16 protein-coding genes are annotated in these 17,422 nt (G+C 41.2%); 8 read left to right on the top strand and 8 right to left on the bottom strand.

Annotated features, from left to right (window positions below):
• Positions 1–90 precede the first annotated feature (90 nt).
• Complete coding sequence (locus AABM38_RS05785; protein ID WP_423410668.1) at positions 91–1,443, top strand: L-cystine transporter; 1,353 nt, start codon at positions 91–93, stop codon at positions 1,441–1,443.
• 135 nt (positions 1,444–1,578) lie between these two features.
• Here AABM38_RS05785 and AABM38_RS05790 read toward each other — a convergent pair whose 3' ends face one another.
• The 3 genes from AABM38_RS05790 to AABM38_RS05800 form a co-directional block, all read right to left on the bottom strand.
• Positions 1,579–2,154, bottom strand: coding sequence for a YitT family protein (locus tag AABM38_RS05790; protein ID WP_423409539.1), 576 nt, complete (start codon positions 2,152–2,154; stop codon positions 1,579–1,581).
• 440 nt (positions 2,155–2,594) lie between these two features.
• The gene (locus AABM38_RS05795) at positions 2,595–3,896 is read right to left on the bottom strand and encodes an NCS2 family permease (RefSeq protein ID WP_423409540.1); all 1,302 of its coding nucleotides are present in this window, start codon (positions 3,894–3,896) and stop codon (positions 2,595–2,597) included.
• A gap of 185 nt (positions 3,897–4,081) precedes the next feature.
• Positions 4,082–5,923, bottom strand: a complete 1,842-nt coding sequence (locus AABM38_RS05800; RefSeq protein ID WP_423409541.1) for a dihydroorotate dehydrogenase — start codon at positions 5,921–5,923, stop codon at positions 4,082–4,084.
• A gap of 306 nt (positions 5,924–6,229) precedes the next feature.
• Between AABM38_RS05800 and AABM38_RS05805 the strand changes: the two genes are divergently transcribed.
• A complete protein-coding gene (locus tag AABM38_RS05805) occupies positions 6,230–6,409 on the top strand; it encodes an H-type small acid-soluble spore protein (RefSeq protein ID WP_423409542.1) in 180 nt (59 codons plus the stop codon).
• Positions 6,410–6,543: 134 nt separating this feature from the next.
• The gene (locus tag AABM38_RS05810) at positions 6,544–6,924 is read left to right on the top strand and encodes a DUF302 domain-containing protein (protein WP_423409543.1); all 381 of its coding nucleotides are present in this window, start codon (positions 6,544–6,546) and stop codon (positions 6,922–6,924) included.
• Positions 6,925–6,971: 47 nt separating this feature from the next.
• Here AABM38_RS05810 and AABM38_RS05815 read toward each other — a convergent pair whose 3' ends face one another.
• Together AABM38_RS05815 and AABM38_RS05820 are read right to left on the bottom strand one after the other, a co-directional pair.
• Positions 6,972–7,970, bottom strand: coding sequence for an inorganic phosphate transporter (locus AABM38_RS05815; RefSeq protein ID WP_423409544.1), 999 nt, complete (start codon positions 7,968–7,970; stop codon positions 6,972–6,974).
• Positions 7,971–7,982: 12 nt separating this feature from the next.
• A complete protein-coding gene (locus tag AABM38_RS05820) occupies positions 7,983–8,600 on the bottom strand; it encodes a DUF47 domain-containing protein (RefSeq protein ID WP_423409545.1) in 618 nt (205 codons plus the stop codon).
• Positions 8,601–8,999: 399 nt separating this feature from the next.
• Between AABM38_RS05820 and AABM38_RS05825 the strand changes: the two genes are divergently transcribed.
• Both AABM38_RS05825 and AABM38_RS05830 read left to right on the top strand, forming a co-directional pair.
• Positions 9,000–9,827 carry an aldo/keto reductase gene (locus AABM38_RS05825; RefSeq protein WP_423409546.1) on the top strand — a complete coding sequence of 276 codons (828 nt, stop codon included), beginning with the start codon at positions 9,000–9,002 and terminating at the stop codon, positions 9,825–9,827.
• A gap of 440 nt (positions 9,828–10,267) precedes the next feature.
• On the top strand, positions 10,268–10,528 hold the full coding sequence (locus tag AABM38_RS05830; protein WP_423410669.1) for a GlsB/YeaQ/YmgE family stress response membrane protein: 261 nt from the start codon (positions 10,268–10,270) through the stop codon (positions 10,526–10,528).
• Positions 10,529–10,626: 98 nt separating this feature from the next.
• On the opposite strand, the gene AABM38_RS05835 is transcribed toward AABM38_RS05830, so the two are convergent.
• Positions 10,627–11,547 carry an RluA family pseudouridine synthase gene (locus AABM38_RS05835; RefSeq protein WP_423409547.1) on the bottom strand — a complete coding sequence of 307 codons (921 nt, stop codon included), beginning with the start codon at positions 11,545–11,547 and terminating at the stop codon, positions 10,627–10,629.
• Positions 11,548–11,919: 372 nt separating this feature from the next.
• Here AABM38_RS05835 and AABM38_RS05840 point away from each other — a divergent pair, with 372 nt between their 5' ends.
• On the top strand, positions 11,920–12,318 hold the full coding sequence (locus AABM38_RS05840; protein ID WP_423409548.1) for a YhcU family protein: 399 nt from the start codon (positions 11,920–11,922) through the stop codon (positions 12,316–12,318).
• Positions 12,319–12,434: 116 nt separating this feature from the next.
• On the opposite strand, the gene AABM38_RS05845 is transcribed toward AABM38_RS05840, so the two are convergent.
• Positions 12,435–12,902: a thioredoxin family protein gene (locus AABM38_RS05845; protein ID WP_423409549.1), complete on the bottom strand. Its 468-nt coding sequence runs from the start codon at positions 12,900–12,902 to the stop codon at positions 12,435–12,437.
• 1 nt (position 12,903) lies between these two features.
• Positions 12,904–13,341, bottom strand: coding sequence for a disulfide oxidoreductase (locus tag AABM38_RS05850; RefSeq protein WP_423409550.1), 438 nt, complete (start codon positions 13,339–13,341; stop codon positions 12,904–12,906).
• A 477-nt stretch (positions 13,342–13,818) separates the two neighbouring features.
• Here AABM38_RS05850 and AABM38_RS05855 point away from each other — a divergent pair, with 477 nt between their 5' ends.
• Positions 13,819–15,360 carry a GNAT family N-acetyltransferase gene (locus AABM38_RS05855; protein ID WP_423409551.1) on the top strand — a complete coding sequence of 514 codons (1,542 nt, stop codon included), beginning with the start codon at positions 13,819–13,821 and terminating at the stop codon, positions 15,358–15,360.
• 265 nt (positions 15,361–15,625) lie between these two features.
• Positions 15,626–17,371, top strand: coding sequence for a phospho-sugar mutase (locus AABM38_RS05860; protein ID WP_423409552.1), 1,746 nt, complete (start codon positions 15,626–15,628; stop codon positions 17,369–17,371).
• Positions 17,372–17,422 lie beyond the last annotated feature (51 nt).

Raw genomic sequence — 17,422 nt, forward strand, 5'->3', positions numbered from 1 at the left:
ATAGGAATACATGTATTATATTGTTCAATATGATACTTATAGGAGGGAAAACCCGTGACAACTGGACTTGTTATTTTAAATATTGCCATTATGCTTGTCATCATCGCCGGTCTTTTTTACATGCAAAAGAAACATGTATCTTTTTCAAAACGCGTTTTCATTGCACTTGGAATCGGAGTTGTGTTTGGCTTTGCCTTACAGTTTATTTATGGAGCTGGCTCCGAGGTTATTGCAAAAAGTGCTGATTGGTTCAGCCTTGTTGGCAGCGGTTATGTGAAATTCTTGCAAATGGTTGTAATGCCGCTAGTGTTCATTTCAATTCTTGCTGCTTTTACAAAATTGAAGCTCACAAATAATATCGGAAAAATCAGCACGCTGATCCTTGGTTTGCTTGTTGGTACAACAGCAGTGGCCGCTGCTGTAGGTATTGCGGCAGCCGTAGGCTTCGATCTTGAAGCTGTTCAGATTACACAGGGCGATGCCGAACAGGCCCGTGCAGATCAGCTTGAGCAGACATATGGTGGAATTGAAGGCCGCACGATGCCACAGCAGATTCTCGATCTTCTTCCGGCCAATCCGTTCCTGGACTTCACAGGTGCACGTCCGACTTCAACCATCTCGGTCGTGATTTTCGCAGCATTCTTGGGAATTGCCTACCTTGGTGTGAGAAGAAAATCTCCTGAACAGGCTGAACTTTTCGCTAAAATTGTAGATGCATTCTACGCTGTTATCATGAGGGTTGTTACACTGATCTTGCGCCTGACTCCTTATGGGGTCCTTGCAATCATGACAAAAACAGTAGCATTAAGTGATTTCGATGCCATTCTTAAACTTGGAAAATTTGTTGTTGCTTCATATGTGGCACTCGCAATCATGTTCATTATCCACTTGCTGCTGCTGACAATTGCCGGACTGAACCCGGTAACTTATATTAAAAAGGCATTCCCGGTACTCGCATTCGCTTTTACATCAAGAACAAGCGCAGGCGCCTTGCCTTTGAACATTAAAACGCAAAGATCTCTTGGAGTGCCAGAAGGGATTGCCAACTTTGCTGGTTCATTCGGTTTATCGATCGGCCAAAACGGCTGCGCCGGTATTTATCCAGCGATGCTTGCCGTTATGATTGCGCCGACAGTGGGTATTGATCCACTGACCCCATCATTCATTGTAACGGTAATCGCGATTGTAGCCATCAGCTCGTTCGGGGTTGCTGGAGTTGGAGGAGGAGCAACGTTTGCCGCATTGCTTGTGCTTTCTGCACTGAATCTTCCGGTTGCGCTTGCAGGCTTGCTGATATCAATCGAACCATTGATTGACATGGGTCGTACGGCAGTCAACGTCAGCGGATCGATGACATCCGGTATTCTGACCAGCAGAATCACAAAAGAAATCGATCCATCTGTATATGGGGATATGAATGCAAAGATTGAGGCAGAAGCTTAAATGGAAACAGGTATATAAAAGTAGCCAGCCAAATTAAATTGGCTGGCTTTTTCATGGTATTTTTTACATTACACTCAAGTATCACAAACAAACTGTAATCTCCTATTAAGCAAAAAACTCTAATCCTCGCAACAGCTAAATTAGCTGTTCCCGCTTAATAACACATAAAGAGGTCATCAACCCTACACAGATGATGGTCAAGAGTGAATAAGTGAATTTCTCCATCCCAATCACCTTCATTCCAGATAAAATTACTAGTCCATCTATCGCAAATATCAGGACACCTACATTGACCGAGACGAATTTATTGATTAACTGAGCCAGCAAATCGGTTCCGCCAGTACTTGTTTCATGTCGGAGCATTAGTCCAATCCCACAGCCTACAAGTACACCGCCTATAATTGCACTTGGCAGGACACCTAGATCCAGTCCTTTTTCAGCCGGAGCGAACAGATCAATGAACAAACTGGATACCATTAAACCATGAAGGCTGTGAAAAAAATACTTTCTTTCCAGAAACCAGGCTAATAAATAGAGAGGAATACTTAATATTATGATTGTCAATCCAGTGGGCCAGCCATAAAAATAATGGATGATCAATCCGAGTCCAATCATTCCCCCATCCAGTAGATGATGCGGCACCAAAAATCCATTGACACCAATACCCAATAATAAGCTGCCGACCAATACAGCTAAAATCTTTCCTAACATTCGGATCACCTGCCTTGTCCATCTTCCATTAGTTATTTTTATGAAAAAAGACAAGCATTAGAACAATCTATAAAAAAAGAACCCTGTTAAATGGGAGTTCACTGCTTGTCGACAAAGATACAGGTCACAGATCAGTTATTAAAAACCTGTTGACCTTCGTTCCAGGCGCGTAGACTCCTCCGAAAATGCTAACGCATTTCCAGCGTGCGTGGGCAAATTCGAGGAAGCAAATCAGTGTCCTGCGGTCATAGCTGGGCAGGTGAGACCCCGCAGGAGCGAAGCGACGAGGAGGCTCAGCGCCAGCCCCGCGGAAAGCGAAGCTCCTGGAACGGAAATCAACAGACATGTTTTACTTTCCAACCAATAAAAAACTGTAGACAAGCTCGCTTTTATCGAGTTTGTCTACAGTCTGAGAACCTGCTTAAATGCGGGTTCAATTATTAATGAGGTAAAAAAGCGAGCTGATAGAAGAACAGCACTGCAAAGATATAAAGCAAAGGATGAACCTCGCGCCATCTTCCTTTTACTACTTTTAGCAAAGGATAAGAGATGAAGCCAAGGGCAATTCCCGTTGCGATGCTGGAAGTCAGCGGCATGCTCAAAATGATCAGGAAAGCCGGGAAAGCTTCATCCAGCTCGTTCCAGTTAATCTTTGAGATGCTGCCCATCATTAAGCTGCCGACAATAATCAGTGCTGGAGCAGTGATGGCAGCCAAGCCGGAGACTGCTCCAACAAGAGGGCCAAAGAATGCTGCAACAATGAATAAAACTGCTACTGTCAATGAAGTCAGCCCTGTGCGTCCGCCCGCAGCTACACCTGATGAAGATTCAATGTAAGCTGTTGTTGGGCTTGTACCGAACATTGCACCTACAGCTGTAGCGACTGAGTCGGAGAGCAAAGCCTCTCTTGCTCTTGGCATTGAATCGCCTTTCATCAGACCTGCCTGGTGGGCAACTCCGATCATCGTTCCTGTTGTATCAAAAATAGTGACAAGAATGAAGGAAAAGACAACTGCATATAAGCTGTTATGGACAACATCCATTAAGGCTGTCCAAGGGTTCAGCACAATCATGCCTTCAGGAAGTGAAGGGAGAGACATGAAACCTTGGTCGAAATTCAATTGACCTGTAAGGAAGGCGATAATTCCTGTAATCACCATACCAAAGAATAGCGCACCATTGATATTGAGCATCAAAAGCACAAGTGTAATCGCAAGACCCGCCAATGCAAGCAATGCAGATGGTGAGTGCAGATCACCAAGAGCAACCAGGTTTGTCGGATGATCCGCAACAATTCCAGTTAAGCGAAGACCGATAAAGGCGATGAAAAGACCAATTCCTGCAGTGATGCCGTGCTTTAAATTAACTGGGATCGCTTCAATTAATTTTTCCCTGAAAGATGTGAGGGAAAGGATGACGAATAGTAAACCCGCGATAAAAACAGCAGCAAATGCTGTTTCATACGTAATGTTTTGATGATTGCCAACGACAGAATAGGCAAAGTAAGCGTTCAGCCCCATCCCGGGAGCAATGGCAATCGGATAATTAGCAAACAAAGCCATCCATAGAGTACCGATCACAGCAGCAATAATGGTTGCTGTAAAAACCTGTTCAAAAGGGACACCGGCATCAGCCAGGATGATTGGATTAACGACAACGATATAGACCATCGTGAAAAATGTGGTTATACCGGCCAGCATTTCTGTTTTTACATTCGTGTTGTTCTCTTTCAATTTAAACATTAAAGTTCCTCCAAAAATACGAACGATTTTAAACACAAATAATATAATATTCGTTTTTAACAGAGTTTACAAGAGGCAATTTTAAAAAGAAGCTGCCAATACATTAAATATAGAAAATAAACAAAATAAAAAAAGACTCAAATGAGCCTTTTCAATAGTATTCCCCATCTAATAGAAAAACATTGTTATGCGGACTTCTCATATTCTTTCATAAAAAAATCTTTAGACAGCCACAATCCAGCTACATACATTGCCAGTGCAAAATAAGCAGGGAGCAGGTGGAAAAAATTGATATACCCAATATATAAATGCGTAAGGATCCCCGTTGTGAATGCGGGAATGCCGCCAAAAAGAAATGTTCTCCACATCCAGGAAGCCCCTTCATGAAATCCCCATAACCCCAGCATCAACACCAGTAAGCCGACACTTAAAAGCGCGCTGCCAAAACCGGCACGGTCATGGGCTATGACGGGTATAAGTTTTTCGTTTAGTTCATTCATTTGCCCCGGTGTCATGCAAATATATTGTAGATCGGTATCCACAAAGACATTCGTTGCTCCGATTGACGATATGACAGCTCCACCAACGACAAAAGAAAATCCGAGCATGACAAACAGCAGCTGTCCATATACTGCTTTTTTCCAAAAGCAATGGTTTTTACGGTTTTTAGAAGTTGGTGGTTGATGAGCTATACGGGTTCTCCTGTAACCGACAATGAAAAGCGGAAAGAGAATGAGCCAGAATAAGCCATGAAGCCAATCGAAATATCCAAAACCGATGAAAAGCAAGATTCCAAGGAAACCGATGATGGCCGCTATATTAAAAGCTTTTCTTGACCAGTGAATTCCATAACGAATGCCATGTCTCGCCAGCTGCATATAAATAAATCCTCCAGAAATCATTGTTCCAGCGAGAGTCATACGATCGTGAGACATGAATTTGTAGAGATTAGGATTCAATGCCATTAATTCCAGCCTGCTCATTTGCATGAACGCTTCATCATAAAAAAGGATCACCTTCGTTAAACTGAAAAATAACGCAATCGTACCTCCAAGGAGGATGAACAATCCAAAAAGCCAAAACCAGATCCATCCGGGAACTTCTTCATTTGCTAATTGCCTGGTATCGAGCAAAGCTTCATGGATTCTTTTAGGCAGTCCCGGTCCTGTGGCGACATAGCCTCCTGTCAGAAAGATCAGTTCTGCTCCTCCTGTTAAAAGCGCAAGGCCGTCAGACGGTTCTAAAATCCCGCCAGAGGTGATTAACGGGAGATCAATCTCTTTTTTTAGCAGTGTGAGAGCATCAAGCATGCCATCTGTCTGTTTTAAGGGAACATTTCTTTTTCCATCTTCTAAATAAACAGCCTCATCAATCACGATTCCGCTTGCAAAGGTACTTAACGCCTTAAGCTTAGGCACGCTTTTAGCTGTCTGATTATGCTTAATGGCAATAAGAACAGGTTTGTTACCTAAAATTCGTTTTAAACAAGCTAATTCCTGTATGCTTTCAATGAGTTCCAGTCCAATAACAAATATATCTCCCGAATCAGCCAAGTTTTCAGTGGCAGCCTCCAGTTCGCCTAGCCTGATCAAAATTGGATGTTGAAGCTTTCGCAGCTTGTTCAACCTGCTGACGGTATCCTCTAACCCCATCGACTCTGTTTTTTCGGGTAAAACAAGGGCAGAATCTTTTGGAGAAATAAATGTCGCTGCATCAGGTAAAAATGGCAAGGATGTTACCGGTCCGATTTCAATGAATCCAAAGCCTAGATGAGGAAATGCTTGGATTCCAGAAAGCTGGGGATCTATTATTCCACTTAGTCCAACCGGGCTTCGAAATTGAAAACCGAACAAGTTCTTTGTTAATTTTTCTGAGGGAGCCATATGGCCAAGAAATTCAATAATATGGGTCCCGCCCGGAATATTGGCAATCATGGACATTCCTTTATGGATGAATTCTCGGCCTGAATTACCAGGCAAACGTGTCAGCCAGGGCTTAAACATTGGATGATAAGACCAATCAGGCAAAATTTCCACCCCTTTTATTTGCGAATTCCTTTTATTAAGTGAATGAAGGTCATCTTCTATTTTAGCGTAAACATTTCTGTTTCGATTAGGTTATTAGCAAAAAGGTAAAAGAAATAATTTTTTATGTTGTTAGTGCAATGTTAAAATTCATTGTGATTTTGGCACTATGTTGGTTTCAGCTGTAATGAACAAGCAATATGATAAAGATTTTTCCATAAGAAGAAGACTGTTGCAAAGACTTGAATAAAAAGGACAACATCAAGAAAAAATAGAGGGGAAATTGATTGATTGTGGAGGTATGGGAACATGGATGCTAAAAGAGTGAAACAAATCCTGTCATCATCTGGTGAAATTGATGTTGTTTATAATGGTGCTTCGGTTTGGATTGACCAGCTGAACGAAGATGGAAGGACTGCTACTGTTCATCTGCGAGGACCTTTAGAGGAAAGGTCAACAGTGGAAATTTCAGAGCTTAAGGAAAGGTGAAACCCATCAATACTGCCGCCGGGATGCAAAATTGTATACGGCGGTTTTTTAATATGGCACAATATTAATGATACCTATAGAGGTTTATTGCCTCATGTTTAGAGGTACTTCTTTAAAAGAGAGGAGAGATACGCATGTTCCATTATACAGTTGAAGTGGATAAGTCTTTGAATGAGGCGGTTTCAGCACTCGAAGCCAGCCTGAAGAATGAAAAGTTTGGTGTCCTATGGTCTCTTAATATGAAGGAAACGCTTGCTGGCAAGGGTGTAGAACTTGACGGTGATTACATGATCCTGGAGGTCTGCAATCCGCATGAAGCGAAACGGGTCCTTGAGAAAAGCCCGCTTGTGAGCTATTTCCTTCCATGTAAAATTGTAGTATACAGAGAGAATGGTTCAACAAAGGTTGGCCTTCCGAAACCTACTGAATTGATTAAACTTGTTGAAAATGAAGAGCTGCAGGCGATTGCTGCGGACATTGAGAAAAGATTGATTGGTGCAATTGACAGCATCTAATAAAGCATTAAAAAGCCCAAAGAGTTGATCCTTGGGCTTTTCCTATATTAAAAAATAGCATTTAAGATAAAGTAAGATATAGCCGCAACCGTTGCGGAAATTGGCAGAGTGATAACCCAGGTAATGATCATGCGCTGGGCAGTTGTCCATTTAACACCCTTTACTCTGTGTGCAGTACCTACCCCAAGGATCCCAGAAGAAATTACGTGGGTTGTACTAACCGGCAAGTGGATAAATGTAGCTCCGAAAATAACCATGGCACCTGTTAAATCTGCTGCTACTCCATTCACAGGACGGATTTTCATGATGTTGCCGCCAACAGTTTTAATGATTTTCCAGCCGCCGACTGAAGTACCAAGACCCATAGCGATCGCACATGACAATTGAACCCAGAATGGTATGTCATCTGTAGAATGGAATCCATTTGCGATCAATGCCATGGTGATGATTCCCATCGCTTTTTGAGCATCATTCGTTCCGTGTGTGAATGATTGTAATGCCGCTGTTGCAATCTGGAAATATCGAAAATTCCTGTTTGTCTTGGCAAGATTATTATTTTTAAAGACTACCTTGAAAATGCTGTAAATAATGTAACCAATTACAAATGCAAGAAGCGGTGAAAAAATCAAAGCCTGAATAATCTTCATGAAACCTGTGTAGTTAAGGGCATCAAGTCCTGCTGCAGCAATAGCCGCACCAGCAATTGAACCAATGATGGCATGTGATGAGCTGCTTGGGATGCCATAATACCAAGTTAAAAGATTCCAGAAAATAGCGGCGATTAACGCTGCAAGGATTACGAGTGAACCATTTTGTAAAGTGAATGGATCCACAATGTCTTTAGTAATTGTTTTTGCTACTCCCGTAAAAGTCATTGCACCAACAAAGTTCATGATAGCCGCCATCAGAATGGCATGGCGAGGCTTCAAAGCCTTTGTGGATACTGAGGTGGCGATGGCATTAGCGGTGTCGTGAAAACCGTTGATAAAGTCAAATGCCAAGGCAAAGATGACAATTAACGCTGTTATGATAAATACTACATCCATTTTTCAGGCTCCTTACGCGTTTTTCATGACAATGCTCTCAAGGGTGTTTGCAACATCCTGGCAGCTGTCTGCGATTTCTTCAAGACCTTCATAAATTTCTTTGTATTGAATAATTCGGATTGGGTCTTTTTCAACTGAAAATAGATGCTTAATTGATTGGCGTAGTACACCATCACATTTAGATTCAAGATCCTTAATTCGGATTGCATGTTCTCTGATCTGCTTTAATTTTTTTGTTGTCAGCAGCTGTACTGCTTGTTCGATTTCAAATGAAGCACTCTTGATCGCTGCAACGAACTGTAGCATGAAGTCGTCTGCTTTTGTAATTGAGTACATATCGAATAGGTTAGCGCAGTGCTCCATACCATCAAGAACATCATCCATGCTCATTGAAAGGGCAAGGATATCTTCTCTTTCAATAGGTGTAATGAAGGCGTTGTTCAACTCCATGATGACTTCATGCATCATGCTGTCACCTTTCGTTTCCATATCCTTCATTTTTTCAGTGAAAATCTTTAAATCGCTTGCATTGTTAAGCTTGAAATCAGCAAAATATTCACTGCTTTCCTTTAAATTCACTGAGATGTCCGTAAGCAAGACTGCGAATTTGTCTTTTTTCCTGAAAACCATAGTGTAACCCCCACATTTATCCAAATAAAATATATTTTAGAGCGAAATTAATTTTATACGATAGATGTCGAAATATGAAGATGTTTGATTAAAAATTTACAAAATCTTAATATTAGACACGTTTATATTTTTACAATTTACAGACAGTTAATACTTCTTACCTTTTTTGGAGGGAATGTAAACGATTTCATGTGGTTAAGCCTATTTTTAAAAAAATGGGCTTATTCGCTGTTTAGGACAAAATTTTGCCGGGAAATGACCCAATATCAGCAATGAAAATAAAGAAAACCTCGGCCCAAAAGCCGTTCATATAGATCAGAGGCTGCCTCGGTGGGCAGCCTCTTTATTGTACTAAAAGACCTCCAAGGGATAAAATAGGTGGAAGGAGGGAGATCAATCATGGCTACTATTTTTGATAAAGTGGTTTTACATAATGGAGTGGAAATTCCGGCTCTCGGTCTAGGTGTGTATAAAGTAGAAGAGGGAAGCCAGATTGATGAAACGATCAAGAATGCATTACATATAGGGTATCGTCTCATTGATACAGCCTCGTTTTACATGAATGAGGAGGGAGTTGGAAGGGCAATTCGTGCCAGCGGTATACCTAGAGAAGAATTGTTTATTACAACAAAGGTATGGAACGCTGACCAGGGTTATGAGTCAACTTTGAAGGCTTTCGAGACGAGTATGGAAAAGCTTGGACTGGATTATCTTGACCTCTATCTCGTTCATTGGCCGGTGAAGGGCAAATATATTGAAACATGGCGTGCTTTAGAGAAATTATATAGAGAGGGGAGAGTAAGAGCAATCGGGGTAAGTAATTTTAAGATACACCATCTTGAAGAGTTACTTTTGCATAGCGAAGAGAAGCCAGTAGTCAATCAGGTTGAACTGCACCCATTGCTGTCGCAGGAAGATCTACGTGAATTTTGCCAGCTGCATGGCATCAAGGTTGAGGCATGGTCACCACTTTCAAGAGGAAGGTTCCTGGATGAGCCAACTTTAAAGAAAATAGCTGATAATCATAATAAATCTACCGCCCAGGTAATATTAAGATGGCATCTCCAAAATCAAATCATTGCTATTCCAAAATCGGTCACTCCCTCAAGGCTAAAAGAAAATGCTGATATTTTTGATTTTGAATTAACTCAAACAGAGATGGAAATGATTAACGCTCTAAATCAAAATCAGCGTTTTGGTGCAGATCCTGACCATATTGATTTTTAGTTTTAATAAATAAGCATTTTTTTCACGGGCTGAATTTAATAAGCCCGTTTTTTATTTTCAAATTTGGACACATTAAAAATAAGAGTTGAAACTATTGCATGGACAAAATGCTTTCCGGAGCAAATTTTACACCTTCAGGTTTTAACTTTAGTTATAGGTGGTAATGTAGGTGTACAAGCAGCAGCAACAAGGTTGGACGCCAGTTCATTCCTAGAATCACTGCTTGGAAGACTGCAGAAAAAAACTTGGTTTAAAAACATCGGTAAAGAGGTAAGTTAAGATTAGAGCAAGCTGAAAAGCTCCCGGGAAGCAAACACTTTCAGTGCAGCCTAATTTTAATAATCACTGCAGTTGAACTCTTTGAAAAGGGTGTAAAATCCCTTAGCACTTCTACTACTTGATAACATTACATCTACAATTTTAAGGAGGAAAAACAAATGATGAGTTTTCTTTGGGCATTAATTATTGGTGGTATTATTGGATGGTTAGCAGGATTAATTCTTGGAAGAGACATTCCAGGTGGAGTAATTGGTAACATTATCGCAGGTTTTATTGGTGCTTGGATTGGACAAGCGATCCTTGGAGATTGGGGTCCTGTAGTTGCTGACTTTGCGATTATCCCAGCATTGATTGGTGCAATTGCATTAGTATTCATTGTCAGCCTAGTAATGCGCAGCATGCGTAGAGCTGACCGTCATTAATCAGAAAAAATCCTTCCGATTGTTCGGAAGGATTTTTTTTTGGGGGAAAGTACTTTGAAATCAAAAACGGGGCCGGAAATATTTTCCGGCCCCGTTTTTTAGATATCATAAGGATTTATATTAAAGAAAATGGGCGGCTGGTCGATAAAAGGTGCATGGCATATGATTTTTTCCTGTGTAAATGGATGGACCAATTCTAGTTTGACTGCATGCAATGCCTGCCGATTAAATTCTGTGCTGCCTTCATATAAGGAATCTCCAGCAAGCGGATGGCCGAGATGACTGAAATGCACACGGATTTGATGAGTCCTGCCAGTATCGAGAGAACATTGCAGCAGAGTTAAGTCTTTTTGTTTAAATCGATCTAAAACTTTAAAATGTGTTATGGCTTTTTGGCCAGTTTCTGACACTCTTCTTCTAGTTGGATGGTGCCGGTCACGGCCAATCGGCTTATCGATTGTTCCTTTATTTTGACGGATGATTCCGTCTGCAAGGGCAAGATAGGTTCTTTTGATATGACGATCATCAAGCATTTTATCAAGTATGGCACTAATTAAAGCATTTTTGGCAAATAGAACAGCTCCAGTCGTGTCACGATCTAGTCTATGCACATGACGAGGCCGGCCAGGTTCGCCATTTGCCTGCATATGAAAAGCTGCTGCATTGGTAAGTGTCCCTTTCTGTTCGGGTTCATTTGGATGGGTATCCATTCCGGCTGGTTTATTGAAAACAATCAAATGGTCATCTTCAAAAATAATCTCAACATTATGGTAGTCCGGCACCACAGTCATCTCTTCTTCAACAAAGAGGTTAAGCTGCAAACGTTCCCCTTTTACTAAAGGGAGTGTCCAATCGGGACTTTTGCCATTGATGCGAACCTTTTTTTCCATGCGATATGTATGGACTAATTTCTTTGGAGCTTGCCAAAAATCTTTGAAAAGGGATTCGAGAGTAAACTTTTCCCACTCAGCTGGAAGGATGATTTCAAACCAATCACCTTTTTTGTTTGATTGAATCATATAATTCTCCTGACATGTATATTTATTATTTAGGCTCTTTTAAACAAGGCTGTTGATTTCCATTCCAGGCGCTTCGCTTTCCGCGGGGTCTCACCTGTCCAGCTGAGCCCGCAGGACCGCCCACGCACGATGGAAATGCGTTAGCAAATTCGAGGAGTCTACGCGCCTTCCACTACAATCAACAGGGTTTAGAAATCAATATTCAGCTTTAACAGAGACATTACTTAAAGTGTTTCCATTCCACTGTGATTTTGTCAACTTTTACCGCCATCATGGTCATAATTACCATCCTTTTACAGAGGACAGATATGTTATTCTAAATGTATATATTACGAACAGATTACAAAGGGTTATAAAAAGGTGGGTCCAGCATTGAAAATTGTTTTTGCGTCTACACCCGGACAAGAAGAGAAAATTTTGGAACTGGCCAGGTATTTTTACACTGATATTTTTCCGTTATATTTCAATGATGAAGATATACAGGAATTTGAACGTCTTGAAGTATTACATACAAGACCTGAGCAATTCGAGAGATTCAGTACACTTGGAGATGCTTTTAAAGTCATTACAAGCATGAACACGTTAATCTCTATTTTGGAGTCTGGCCATATTCCTGAAAAATATCAATCCATGTTCCGCAGAAATGTGCAAACGTTGACAGATTATGGAATATGTTTTCCGTTCAATTACAATCAGTTCTCAGACACAAAGCATGTCCATTTAGAGTATTTAAGCGCCTATACGAAACCTGCTAACCGTCTGCTTTTGTAAGGGCCTCATCTCTCGGGAAATTTCATGCAAACAAACGAAACGCCTGCTTGACGAAGCAGGCGTTTTTTCTGTTGGCCGGATGCCGGCACCTAGAGAAGGGCGCTGGGGTCAGCTTTTTATTTACTATTCTCATTAAACCATTGTTCAAATACAGGCTCATCCTGGTAGCCGACAATGCGGTTCACTTCTTTGCCATCCTTGTATTGGACGATGGTCGGCGTGGATTTAATACCGTAATCATTCCACCCTTGTTCAAATTCAAGCAGATTGTATTGGACGAGGTTCACATCCATTTCCTTAGCTAGAGGAGATACAATAGGTGTTGTTCGTACACAGTGCGGGCAAGTAGGACTGTAAAAGTATACAGTTGCATCTTCACCATTTTTTAAGGCTTTTTCAAGCTCGTCCGGTGTAATGATATTTTGATAATTGGGATCTTCCAGCTGTTTTACTGTCTCAGGGTGCAGAGCTTCTTTGCCAAATGGATTGCCCTCTGCCTTTTCCTCATTTTGTGCTTTTGTCACAAAAAATAAAGCTGCGAACAAACCAACAATGATGACTAAAAATATGATTACCTTTTTCAAATCATTCTGCCTCCTTAGTCTTCTTCCAGATGATCATGCTTAATGTAAATATAATGATAAAAGCCGAAAGTGCGAGGAATGGGATTGTAATAAAACCAAACCAGTTTATATATTGGCCCGTACATGGAACCCTGCCGCAAGTAACCGCATTGTCGGCCATGAACGGAACCTTTTGCAGCGAGTAGTGGTAAATAGAAATCATTGCACCAACTGCTGACATAGCCATCGTATACAAGGTAATTCGATAATCCTTTTTAACAACGGCTATTCCGAGTATCAAAGCAAATGGATACATCAATATTCGCTGGTACCAGCAAAGCAGGCAAGGTTCATACTGGCGGATTTCTGAAAAATACAGACTGCCGAAAATGGCTAGGATCGAGGTAGCCCATGCTGCAAACAAAAATGTCTCCCTTGAGTCCTTTTTAACTTGTCCCATGCTAATCTTTCCCCCTAAAAAAACATATTCTCTATTTAAGCTTCATATAAAAAAACACGCAATCATCCCATTACATCTTAAAAAATATAATACACTATTTCAATTAACTTTGTGTGAATTAAGTTACAAGCAAAATAATCAAACTGCAGATTTTTAAATGAACAAAAAGGATAAGCTAAATTACAAGTAATAAATTGAGCAGATTAAGGGTATAGGGATAGGTAATTATTTTTTATTAGGCTCTGGCTGACTGTTGATATTAAAACCCTGTTGATTGTAGTGGAAGGCACGTAGACTCCTGCGGGCGCAGCTGGTCAGGTGAGACCCCGCAGGAGCGAAGCGACGAGGAGGCTCAGCGCCAGCCCCGCGGAAAGCGAAGCGCCTGGAACGAAAATCAACAGCCTTATTTAAAGAGCCTTTTATTAAGGGCATGTTTATAAAATGTTGATTGAAGAAATGGAAGGTGTGTAAGACCCTATGACGACGGAACTGGACTTATCGAAATTTGAAAAGAAAATGAACATTCGCAATACAAATTTTGAAGATATTGATGAAATCATAAAAATGCAGAATAGCTGCTTTCCTGGAATGGAACCATGGAAGCGTGACCAGTTGGAAAGTCACCTGGATATTTTTCCTGAAGGGCAATTTGTTGCGGAATATGATGGGAAAATCGTTGGCTCCTGTTCAAGCCTGATTATAAATTTTGATGAATATGATGACCGCCATACGTGGGATGATGTTACAGACAACGGCTATATTACAAACCATAACCCAAATGGATACAATCTTTATGGAATCGAAGTGATGACTCATCCTGATTTCCGCAGGATGAAGGTTGGATACCGATTGTATGAAGCAAGGAAAGATCTTGTAAGACAATTGAATCTGAAAAGTATCATTATTGGAGGGAGAATTCCCAATTACCATCTGCATGCAGAAGAAATGTCACCAAGGGAATATGTAAGACAGGTTGCAACTCATAAGCTTTACGATCCTGTGCTATCTTTCCAGCTAAGAAACGACTTCACTCTTATGAGGATCAATCCGAATTATCTTCCTGATGACCTTCAGTCCAATAAGTACGCAACCTTGATGGAATGGAATAATGTCGACTACCAGCCGAAGTCAAAGCGTTTCTTCAAAACAAGTAACCCAGTCCGCATTTGTGTCGTTCAATATATGATGAGGCAAATCCAGTCATTCGAAGATTTCGCGCATCAGGTAGAATACTTTACAGATGTGGCCTCAGATGCTGACTCTGATTTTGCTGTATTCCCTGAACTGTTCACGGCACAGCTCATGAGCTTCCTGGATGAAAAAACACCATCACTTGCAGTCCGCAAGCTGACCGAATATACAGAGCAGTATATCGAATTGTTTACTGATCTGGCCGTTCGCTACAATGTGAATATTATTGGAGGATCACACTTCGTAAAAGAAGATGATGATGAGATTTACAACATTTCCTATCTGTTCCGCCGGGATGGAACAATTGAAAAACAGTATAAGCTTCATATTACTCCAAACGAACGCAGATGGTGGGGAATCAGCCGCGGAGACGAGGTAAAAGTATTTGATACAGATTGCGGAAAAATTGCAATCCAAATCTGCTATGACATTGAATTCCCAGAGCTTGCGAGGATTGCAACTGAAATGGGCGCTAAAATTCTTTTTACCCCTTTCTGTACAGAGGACCGGCAGGGTTATTTAAGAGTTCGTTACTGTTCGCAGGCACGGGCAGTCGAGAACCAGATTTATACCGTTATCTCAGGTACTGTAGGGAATCTGCCGCAAACGGAAAATATGGATATCCAATATGCACAGTCAGGCATATTCGCTCCATCAGATTTCGAATTCGCACGTGACGGCATCGTAGGTGAAACGAACCCGAACATTGAAATGGTGATGATCGGCGATGTCGACCTTGAAGTATTGCGCCGCCAGCGCCAGGACGGTACGGTTCGCCAGTTAAAAGATCGCAGACACGATATTTACCGGATTCATTATAAAAAGTAGTAAAAAGAAAGCCTGCCGTTCGGCGGGCTTTTGTTATGGAAAGGGGAGAATAGGAAATGCAGTTATAAATATGATTGGTCTTCAACGCCATTTTGCAATAAAAAACAACAAAATAATCATTAAGCCTTTATATATATGAAAGGGAAATGCTTTTACGATATCGAACTAACAATAGAGGTAATTTAGATAAAAATTATCTAAATAAGCCAATATTGTTTTATAATTAGCTGTAAGATTTTAAATCTTTACTTCAGGAGGGCATTCAATGGATTGGAAAATGAAAGCCGAAAGATGGCTAGGGTTTGCTGGATTGGACCCGGAACTTAAAGCAGAATTAGAATCAATTAAAGAGAATGGCCAGCATTTAGAAGAAGTTTTTTACAAGAATCTCGAATTCGGAACAGGCGGCATGCGCGGGGAAATCGGCGCAGGAACGAACCGAATGAATTTATATACGGTCAGAAAAGCCTCAGCTGGCCTGGCTGCGTACATAGAACAACACGGATCTGAAGCAAAACAGCGCGGTGTCGCGATCGCCTATGATTCCCGTCACAAATCACCTGAGTTTGCGATGGAGGCTGCGAAAACACTTGCGTCTCGCGGCATTCAGACATATGTTTTCGAAGAATTAAGGCCGACTCCTGAGTTATCATTTGCTGTCCGCCACCTGCATGCATATGCAGGTATTGTGATCACTGCAAGCCACAATCCTCCTGAATATAATGGCTATAAAGTATATGGCTATGACGGAGGCCAGCTCCCGCCTGAAAGCGCTGATGAGGTCATCGCAAAGGTGAATGAAATTGAGAATGAGTTGTCAATTGAAGTGATGGACGAGCAGGAACTGAGGGAAAAGGGCTTGATCAAAATGATCGGACCCGAAGTGGACCGTGCTTATCTTGAGAAATTGATGACAATTTCTGAAAATCCAACATTAGCGGATGAGGCTGATGTAAAGGTAGTTTTCACACCATTACATGGTACAGCCAATATGCCCGTTCGCAATATACTGACAAACTTGAAATACCAGAACGTCACCGTCGTAGCAGAACAAGAGCTGCCTGATCCTGAATTCTCGACTGTCAAGAGCCCCAATCCGGAAGAACATGCTGCATTTGAGCTGGCAATCCGTGAGGGGAAGAAAATTGATGCAGATGTATTGATTGCAACAGATCCAGATGCTGACCGCCTTGGCATTGCCGTCAAGAATCCAGATGGAGATTACGTTGTGTTAACAGGTAACCAAACAGGCTCACTGCTTCTTCATTATATTTTGACTCAGAAGAAGGAAAAAGGGACGATGCCGGCAAATGGCGTTGTGTTAAAGACCATTGTTACCTCTGAACTTGGCCGCAATATCGCTTCATCATTTGGAGTAGAAACAATCGATGTCCTGACTGGATTTAAATTCATTGCTGAAAAAATTAAAGCATATGAGGAATCAGGTGAGTACAGGTTCTTATTTGGGTATGAGGAAAGCTATGGTTATTTAATTGGTGACTTTGCACGCGATAAGGATGCTGTGCAGGCGGCAATGCTTGCTGTTGAAGTATGCGCATATTATAAAAAGAAGGGCATGTCATTGTATGAAGCTCTTCAAAGTGTCTTTGAAGAGTATGGCTATTATCAGGAAGGTTTGCGTTCCCTTACTTTAAAAGGAAAAGAAGGAGCAGAGCTGATCCAAAAAACGCTTGGTGTCTTCCGTTCGGAGCCGATCAAGAATCTTGGTGAATTGAAAGTCACTGCTGTGGAAGATTATTTAACAGGAGTAAGAATGGATGCGAACAATGTGGAAGAAAAAATTGAGCTTCCATCATCAAATGTCATTAAGTACTATCTAGAGGATGGTTCATGGATGTGCCTTCGCCCATCAGGAACCGAACCAAAAATTAAATTTTACTTTGGCGTAAACGACAAGAGCCTTGCTGAAAGCAAACAAAAACTGCAAAAAATTGAGCAAGACTTCATGGATTTGGTTGAGTTAAAAATGGAAGCAGCTAAGAATTTATAAGCTTTTCGTCTTCGCAAACTTCATAGCTTATTCATAAGCGTATAACACCTA

The organism is Heyndrickxia sp. MSNUG (assembly GCF_049532715.1).
Taxonomy (GTDB): Bacteria; Bacillota; Bacilli; order Bacillales; family Cytobacillaceae; genus Mesobacillus.

Bases quoted from the DNA above. Each gene is read 5' to 3' on its own strand.
- AABM38_RS05785 (WP_423410668.1), top strand. From the start codon at position 91: ATGCTTGTCATCATCGCCGGTCTTTTTTACATGCAAAAGAAACATGTA.
- AABM38_RS05790 (WP_423409539.1), bottom strand. From the start codon at position 2,154: ATGTTAGGAAAGATTTTAGCTGTATTGGTCGGCAGCTTATTATTGGGT.
- AABM38_RS05795 (WP_423409540.1), bottom strand. From the start codon at position 3,896: ATGTTTAAATTGAAAGAGAACAACACGAATGTAAAAACAGAAATGCTG.
- AABM38_RS05805 (WP_423409542.1), top strand. From the start codon at position 6,230: ATGGATGCTAAAAGAGTGAAACAAATCCTGTCATCATCTGGTGAAATT.
- AABM38_RS05810 (WP_423409543.1), top strand. From the start codon at position 6,544: ATGTTCCATTATACAGTTGAAGTGGATAAGTCTTTGAATGAGGCGGTT.
- AABM38_RS05815 (WP_423409544.1), bottom strand. From the start codon at position 7,970: ATGGATGTAGTATTTATCATAACAGCGTTAATTGTCATCTTTGCCTTG.
- AABM38_RS05820 (WP_423409545.1), bottom strand. From the start codon at position 8,600: ATGGTTTTCAGGAAAAAAGACAAATTCGCAGTCTTGCTTACGGACATC.
- AABM38_RS05825 (WP_423409546.1), top strand. From the start codon at position 9,000: ATGGCTACTATTTTTGATAAAGTGGTTTTACATAATGGAGTGGAAATT.
- AABM38_RS05830 (WP_423410669.1), top strand. From the start codon at position 10,268: ATGAGTTTTCTTTGGGCATTAATTATTGGTGGTATTATTGGATGGTTA.
- AABM38_RS05835 (WP_423409547.1), bottom strand. From the start codon at position 11,547: ATGATTCAATCAAACAAAAAAGGTGATTGGTTTGAAATCATCCTTCCA.
- AABM38_RS05850 (WP_423409550.1), bottom strand. From the start codon at position 13,341: ATGGGACAAGTTAAAAAGGACTCAAGGGAGACATTTTTGTTTGCAGCA.
- AABM38_RS05855 (WP_423409551.1), top strand. From the start codon at position 13,819: ATGACGACGGAACTGGACTTATCGAAATTTGAAAAGAAAATGAACATT.
- AABM38_RS05860 (WP_423409552.1), top strand. From the start codon at position 15,626: ATGGATTGGAAAATGAAAGCCGAAAGATGGCTAGGGTTTGCTGGATTG.